Below are 7,286 nucleotides of genomic sequence, written 5' to 3'. Positions count from 1 at the left end.
CCTTGCTTCACAACAAGTTTAGCTTTTCAATCTTTTTACCTTCATGGATTATACTAAGATAAGATTTAAAAAGAGTTATAAGTGATCATTTTAATTTTTGATTTAAAGTTATACAATAGAGAAAAGGTTGTAGATGACAATGTTTAGAGTCTGTAATATCTAGCTTTTTTGGGCTATATTAAACCTAATAGAGTAAAATATCGATACTTATAGAGCAAAGGAAAAACATGAGTATAGATAAAGCATTAATGGACAGAAGTGGTGGGAAATGTGAGTTATGTGGTTCTGAAGAGGGACTGACTGCCTACGTAGTATCACCAAAAGATGAGGCTATTGTGATCTGTAGTACTTGTGCAGGCTCTATAGAAGATCCGACAAAGGATGAAAAACACTGGAACTGCCTTCATGACAGTATGTGGAGTGCAGAGCCTGCAGTACAGGTTATGGCATTCAGACTCTTTACACAACTTGGTGCACAGGACCAGCTTGATATGATGTATCTTGAAGATGATGTACGTGCATGGGCAGAGGAAGGTTTAGCCACTGAAGAACAAGAGCCTACACGTGATGCCAATGGTACGATCCTACAAGAGGGTGATTCTGTCAGCATTATCAAAGACCTGCCGGTAAAGGGTGCAGGTTTTACAGCAAAGCAGGGAACGACTGTGAAAAATATCCGTATGGTACCAGGTGATCCTACCCATATACAAGGTCGTGTCAATGGAACAATGATCTTTATTATTTCGGCATTTTTAAAGAAGTTGTAGTATTTTTTATTTATATGACTATGATTTACATCACAAACACATCATTTAAGACGTTCAACAAGGATATATCATGATGAGGATCATCAACTACTTTATAGAGAATAAAAGTCTGAATTATGTGTTACTTGTTTTTATCCTTTTTTTGGGTATAAACTCCTATTACAATATTCCTAAAGAACTTTTCCCTGAAATTGCCTTAGATAAGATTGCGATCAGGGGTTCGTATGCCGGTGCGAGTGCCGATAATCTTGATAAAATGGCAGTGCGTGACATCGAAGATGAACTGGGCAATATACAGGGTATTGAGAAGATAGAGACAGTGATCAAATCAGGTACGTTTTCCATCGTCATTGACCTTAATGAGGGAGCAGACAAAACAGATGCTCTCAATAAAGCCAAGGATGCCATAGCACGCAGCAGACAATATCTTCCTTCAGATATGACGGAACCAACGGCAGAGTTACTGATGCACAATCGACCTCTGATCAGACTTTCTCTCTCTTCTGAACATATGACCAAAGGCCAATTGATAGAAACGGCCAAAGACGTCAAAGCTAAAATTGCCAGAAATCCTTATGTCAGTGAAGTCCAGATCTATGGTGATGCAGATCAGGAAGTCTCTGTACAGATCAATGAAGAGGCCGTAAGAGCGTACGGGTTGGATCCTGCTGCTGTTATCACTGCCATCTCTAAAACCTCTTATATCTATCCTATAGGAGATATCAAACAAAGTGGGAATTATATTTTCCTCTCTACGGTAAACGGTAAAGAAAATAAAGAAGCGTGGGAATCAGTGCTCATTAAGATCGGTGAACAGCAAGTAAGGCTTGGTGATGTTGCCAAAGTCGATATCACCTATCCTCAAGATACGACACTTTCGACATTTAATGGACGGAATAACATCACATTGGTGATCTCAAAAGGGCCTGAAGGAAACTCTATGCATATCTCCAGAGATCTGCAAACGTATGCTAAAGAAAAACTCTCCAAAGAGTTTCCTGATGTTTATTTCGATTTTTATCAGGACAGCTCTAAGCCTGTTAAGGACAGGCTCAATACGGTTATCTCAAACCTGATGTTTGGACTGGTTTTGGTATTCCTCTCCATGGCCTTGCTGATCAATGTGCGTATTGCATCTATTGTAGCGATGGGTATTCCTATCTCTTTTGCCATAGGGATCATGTTCCTTTATTTTACGGGCTATTCGATCAATATTGTTTCCCTGCTTGGAGGATTGATCGTGATCGGTATCGTGGTGGATGATGCGATCGTTGTTTCAGAGAACATCCAACGTCATATCAATGAGGGTATGGAGAGAAAAGAGGCTGTCTATCAAGGGTTAAAAGAGATGGTTTTGCCTGTCACCTTGGCAACATTGACAACTATCGCTGCGTTTCTTCCTCTGTTCATGCTCACCGGAGAGATTAAAAATTTTATTATACTCATTCCTATTACTGTAATCATGATCCTTTTGGGTTCTCTTCTTGAAAGTTTTTTCTTTCTGCCTCTACATGCAGATGAGGTTCTCAAAAAGCAGAAGAATGTTATCAATTGGGAACCACTGCAGGAGAAGTATGAAGCCCTGCTGCATCTTGTGATCCGTTTTAAATATATCTTTTTATTTACTTTTGTCATAGTGATACCTATTTTAACGGTACTTACGATCAAGATGCTCAATTTTCAGTTTTTCCCTAGTTTTGACGGTAATTATCTCTACATCACAGGAAAAAGCAATATGGATACGACCATTGAAGAGACAGATAAGATAGCCAAGGAGATAGAACAGTATGTGATCTCACAAAAAGAGACCTATGCACTTAAATCTACATCTACCGTTGTTGGATACCGAAAATCACTTGCTGGTGCGGATGAAAATGGAGACAATATGCTCTACATCACCATGGAACTCTATGATATGGAACCGCAGAGTTTTATCGATACCTATATCAATCCTATTTTGAATTTTAGTTTTATGTTCAATGATCCTGAGAAGGTCAGAAAGAAACATACCTATGACCTTGCACAGCAGTTGAGAGAAGAGATCGCACCTATGATGACAAAGTATCAGCTTGAAGAGCTTGGCGTACGTGAAGACAAACCGGGTTTGATCAAAAATGATATACAAATCAACCTTTCAGGAAAAGATGGTGAGCAGATAGCAGATGCAATGCAGAGAATTGAAGACAATCTTTCGGTTATTCCGTATGTGAAAGATGTAGGTAACAATGCACAGCTTGGAAAGATGGAGTACAAGTTACGTATCAATGCCTATGGTGAACAGCTGGGTATGAGTGAGGTTGAAATAGCACAGACCCTTTCGGGCTATTTCCTTGACAGCCGTAAAGCGATGACCTTTAGTGAGAATGGTGTGATGGAGATCAGAACCAAATCCATCGTTAAAGATTCTGAAAAGACGTTAATGAATTTTATGATCCCTACACCTTCTGGAAGTGTGGTCAAGTTGACCGATGTTGTGGATATCGAAAAGATAAGAGCCTATGAAAAGATTGAAAAAAGGGATGGAAATACAGTCAAGTCGGTCTTTGCCAATATCGACAAGAAAAAGACCACAGCTGTGGCTGTACTTAAGAAGATCAAGCCTTTACTAGATACGATACAGGATGAGGGAGTTGACGTCAGTCTTTTGGGAGAACAGGAAAAAAACCAGCAATTTAAAAATGATATGATACGCTCTCTGATCATTGCAGTCTTTTTGATTTTGATCACACTTCTGTTTATTTTTCCGAAAATTCGTTATGCATTGATGGTCATGTCCGTCATACCATTCAGTTTATTGGGTGCATTAGTGGGGCATATGCTGATTGGAATCAACCTTTCCATGCCTTCGGTCATAGGGATGTTGGGACTCGCCGGGGTTGTGATCAATGATGGTATCATCATGCTTGATTTTCTGCATGGCACGCATAATGCAGAGACATTCTATGAAAGGGCGAAGTTAAGACTCCGTCCTATTTTGATCACTTCGATCACAACCTTCCTTGGGCTTTTCACCCTGATTTTTTATGCAACGGGACAGGCAGTGATCCTTCAGCCTATTGCCATTTCGATAGGATTTGGTCTTATTTGGGGTACAGTCTTGAACCTCGTTTACCTGCCGTCACTGTATGCGGTGGTCAATAAGATCCAACCAGGAAGAGAGAGTTAGAGCATTTTTGGCTCCGTCTCTTCTTTTTTCTCTTCATTGTGCTCTTTTGGGGATTCATTTCGTTTGACATGTAGATCCAATTGAGGGAAAGGTATCTCAATATGGTGTTTGTTGAGCGTCGCATAAATGAATTTTAGAAAATCTGATTTTGTTCCTGCAGGTTTGAGGGTGGATTGCCCTCTGACCCAGACGATGAGTTCATAATCTACCGAACTTGACCCCATAGCGGTCATCCAGATAAGCGTAGGATATTTGGCATTTTTCTTCACATAATTGATAGAACTGTTTCTCAGCTCTTCCAGAATGACCTTTTCCACTTTATCATTGCTTGTTCCATACGCAACAGAGAAAGGGATATGTATACGTCTGATATCATTTTCCAATGTCCAGTTGATCACATTGTTCTGGATAAAAGAGGAGTTTGGAATAACGACATCGATGTTGTCATTGGTGGTGACAGTGGTTGAACGCATTCTCATATCACTGACCGTACCCCGGATAGTATCTGAGATCTCTATATAATCTCCCAAACGGATAGTACGCTCAAACATTAAGATGATTCCTGCCGCAAAATTGGAAACAAGTGTTTGGAGACCAAAACCGATACCTATAGAGAGTGCTCCAGCAACTAGTCCAAGATTGGAAAGATCCAATCCGATACTTTTAAGTGCAACAAGTAAAGTGATAAATACAAGAATATAGTAGCCGGCATTGGAGATGGCTTTAGCTGAAGAGAGTGAGATTTTTTCTCGTTGAGTAGCAAGATTAATGATCTTTCGTTTGTAAAATGCAGCAATCATAAATCCAAGAATAATGATCAAAATGACTTTGAGGATATCAAGAATGGAAATACCCTTTTCATTGAATACAAACAGGGCTTCAGTCAGCTTGCTATAGGTGAAATCATAGATACTTTCAGCACTCTGTTCTACACTTGAGAGTGCCAGTGCGACATTCCCTGCCACCTCTTTGAATACTGTTTTGAGGATTGTACGCTTGTAAGTATAGTAATCTATGAGATCCGGCGTGAGCCCCTGCAACGTTTCTGTATCGGCATTGAAAAGGTCGAGGGCTTTTTGCGTCTCATTTTTTTGTAGATAGGCCAGAGAAAGCATGAGAGTTAGATCAATCTTTGTGGTGAGGAGACTCATCATATCCATATCGTTGGATAGAAATTTTTTACTTAAAGACTCTGAAATCGTTTCACGGACGATCAGTTCACGCTCTTTCGCCAGTTTCAGTGCGACGGCTTCTTGTTCTACGGGAGCAAACTTTGTATTGATCTGTGTAAGTTTTTTTTCGAGTGCGGGAATATCAAAGGTGACTTGATTCAGTTTTTGTTTGAAGCGTGCTTCGCCTTTGGTTATTAAAGTCTCATAGGCTTGTATCGTTTGTTCCTGATTGTCCCCTTTGAGTTTATAAAAGGCGTATTGCAATTGGTAAAGCAACAGGTTTTTTTTATCTTCGACGGTAATGTCATTGATACTTTTTTGCAAATAATGCCGTTTGGATTGCATCGCAGACTGTTCTTTTTTCAACGTATCGATCTTTGCATAGGTATCTGTAAGTGCATTCAGATAGGACTGATAGTTTTCTGTGCTTATATTTTTATCATCAGGTAAAAGTGAATCCGGCATAGGATCCACCTTTAAAGTAATGGAGAGCATATTTGACAGTTTGTCTAAGATCATACGCTCTGTTGCAATACGTTCCGTATCTTCTTTTGTCTGGTTCTGATCTGATGTTTGTGCCGTCTCAATACGTTTTGAAATCTCTTTATAATAGTTTATGGTATTGTTGCCGTCATAGAGTTTTGTGTCTATTTCAGCAGAGCACAAAAAGAGAGAGAAAGAGAATAGGAGTAAGAAGGATTTCATGAAATTGTCACTTTTTTTCAGATTATAACATATCTGTGAAAGTAAAGTTCATACCAGTATGAGCTCTTTTTATAGGATCTGTAAGGGGTTAAGAATTACTCTTTATAATAGTTTAAGAGTATAATCATATAAAAATATCATCTTGAGGAAATTACATGTATGACATTATCTATATCGGTGGCGGTTTGAACTATGCAGGAGCCATTGTGGCTTCGAAACAGGGGCTTAAAGTAGCGCTGGTTGAAACTTCACTAGGACACTTGGGCGGGACTTGTCTGCATGAAGGATGTATCCCTTCTAAAATGTTTTTGCATCATGCCAATACGGTACGGCAAAGCAACGAGAGCGTGTTTAGAGGTGAACTCGTACTGGATATGCCGACCTTGACAGCTCAAAAAACTGAACTCCTTGCCAGTGCATCCAAATCGATAATGGCACAATGTAAAGATGTGGAACTGATCGAAGGTAAAGGAAAGCTCATTGCACCGCACAAAGTGGAGGTAGAAGGGAAGATCTATGAGGGGGAGTACATTGTGATAGGGACAGGATCTATCCCTTTCATACCAGAAGGCATAGTGTATGACAAAAAGGCGATCATCACCAGCAATGAGCTGCTTGATCTGCAGAAACTGCCTCAAACTATAGCCATCTACGGGGATGGTGCCATCGGTCTGGAGATGGCAAGTTTTTTTGTCTCTGCAGGTGTAGAAGTAACACTCATTTCACGTCATGACAGACTTTTGCCTCATACACACTCATCGATACAGAATGCCATGACCAAAGAGCTTGAGAGACAGGGGATCATCTATTTGAAAGAGCATGCTATCTCCAAAGCTGAACCTACAGAGAAAGGGGTGCATATCACCTTTGAGAATGGTGCATCAAGCATGTATGAACAGATGCTTGTTGCGACTGGACGTCAGCCAAATACGGATGTGGTCGCAACAGATCAGATTACTGTAAAGAGGGGCATAGAGACAGATGATTTTTTTCAGACAACACTGGAAAAACATTTTGCGATCGGTGACTGTAATGGGAAACTGCAACTGGCCCATGCGGCAAGAGTACAGGCTTTGAACGTGACAAAGCAGATCATGGGCAAACAACCTGGCAAATTGAACCTTGATCATGTGGTAAGGTTTATACACACCTTGCCTATGAGCTATGCAACCGTGGGACAAAACAGACAGAGACTGGAAGAAGACGGTATGGAATTTAAAGAGAGTAGCATCATGCTGAGCCAATTTAAACCTGCTGCATTCCATCAGGCTGGGAACGGCGTATTGATCGTCTATGCAGATACGTCAGGGCTTATACTGGGTGCAGAGCTCTTTGCCCCTAATGCCGAAGAGCTCATCTCATCTGTGGCTATGGCACTTGCAGGTGAAATGACGGTTTCCATGGCCCGACAGACCATTATGGCACATCCCACTTTTTCTGAAGCGCTGGAGAGGGTTTACTCCCGACTATAAAGGT

The 7,286-nt window shown here is 40.6% G+C and carries 4 protein-coding genes; 3 read left to right on the top strand and 1 reads right to left on the bottom strand.

What is annotated here, in order from left to right:
• The first annotated feature begins 227 nt into the window (after nucleotides 1-227).
• Both PF327_RS10155 and PF327_RS10150 read left to right on the top strand, forming a co-directional pair.
• Nucleotides 228-767: a PhnA domain-containing protein gene (locus PF327_RS10155; RefSeq protein WP_008241910.1), complete on the top strand. Its 540-nt coding sequence runs from the start codon at nucleotides 228-230 to the stop codon at nucleotides 765-767.
• A 70-nt stretch (nucleotides 768-837) separates the two neighbouring features.
• Nucleotides 838-3,933, top strand: a complete 3,096-nt coding sequence (locus PF327_RS10150) for an efflux RND transporter permease subunit (protein WP_289402458.1) — start codon at nucleotides 838-840, stop codon at nucleotides 3,931-3,933.
• On the opposite strand, the gene PF327_RS10145 is transcribed toward PF327_RS10150, so the two are convergent.
• The gene (locus PF327_RS10145) at nucleotides 3,930-5,810 is read right to left on the bottom strand and encodes a mechanosensitive ion channel family protein (protein WP_289402457.1); all 1,881 of its coding nucleotides are present in this window, start codon (nucleotides 5,808-5,810) and stop codon (nucleotides 3,930-3,932) included. The two genes, PF327_RS10150 and PF327_RS10145, sit on opposite strands and share 4 nt — an antisense overlap.
• A 155-nt stretch (nucleotides 5,811-5,965) precedes the next feature.
• On the opposite strand from PF327_RS10145, the gene PF327_RS10140 reads away from it, so the two are divergent.
• Complete coding sequence (locus PF327_RS10140; protein ID WP_289402456.1) at nucleotides 5,966-7,282, top strand: dihydrolipoyl dehydrogenase family protein; 1,317 nt, start codon at nucleotides 5,966-5,968, stop codon at nucleotides 7,280-7,282.
• The last annotated feature ends 4 nt before the right edge of the window (nucleotides 7,283-7,286 follow it).

Source organism: Sulfurovum xiamenensis, from assembly GCF_030347995.1.
Classification (GTDB): domain Bacteria; phylum Campylobacterota; class Campylobacteria; order Campylobacterales; family Sulfurovaceae; genus Sulfurovum; species Sulfurovum xiamenensis.
This window is presented reverse-complemented; position numbering and strand designations above follow the sequence as displayed.

Coding starts and splice junctions, on each gene's coding strand:
- PF327_RS10150 (WP_289402458.1), top strand. CDS start 838: ATGATGAGGATCATCAACTACTTTATAGAGAATAAAAGTCTGAATTAT.
- PF327_RS10140 (WP_289402456.1), top strand. CDS start 5,966: ATGTATGACATTATCTATATCGGTGGCGGTTTGAACTATGCAGGAGCC.
- PF327_RS10145 (WP_289402457.1), bottom strand. CDS start 5,810: ATGAAATCCTTCTTACTCCTATTCTCTTTCTCTCTCTTTTTGTGCTCT.
- PF327_RS10155 (WP_008241910.1), top strand. CDS start 228: ATGAGTATAGATAAAGCATTAATGGACAGAAGTGGTGGGAAATGTGAG.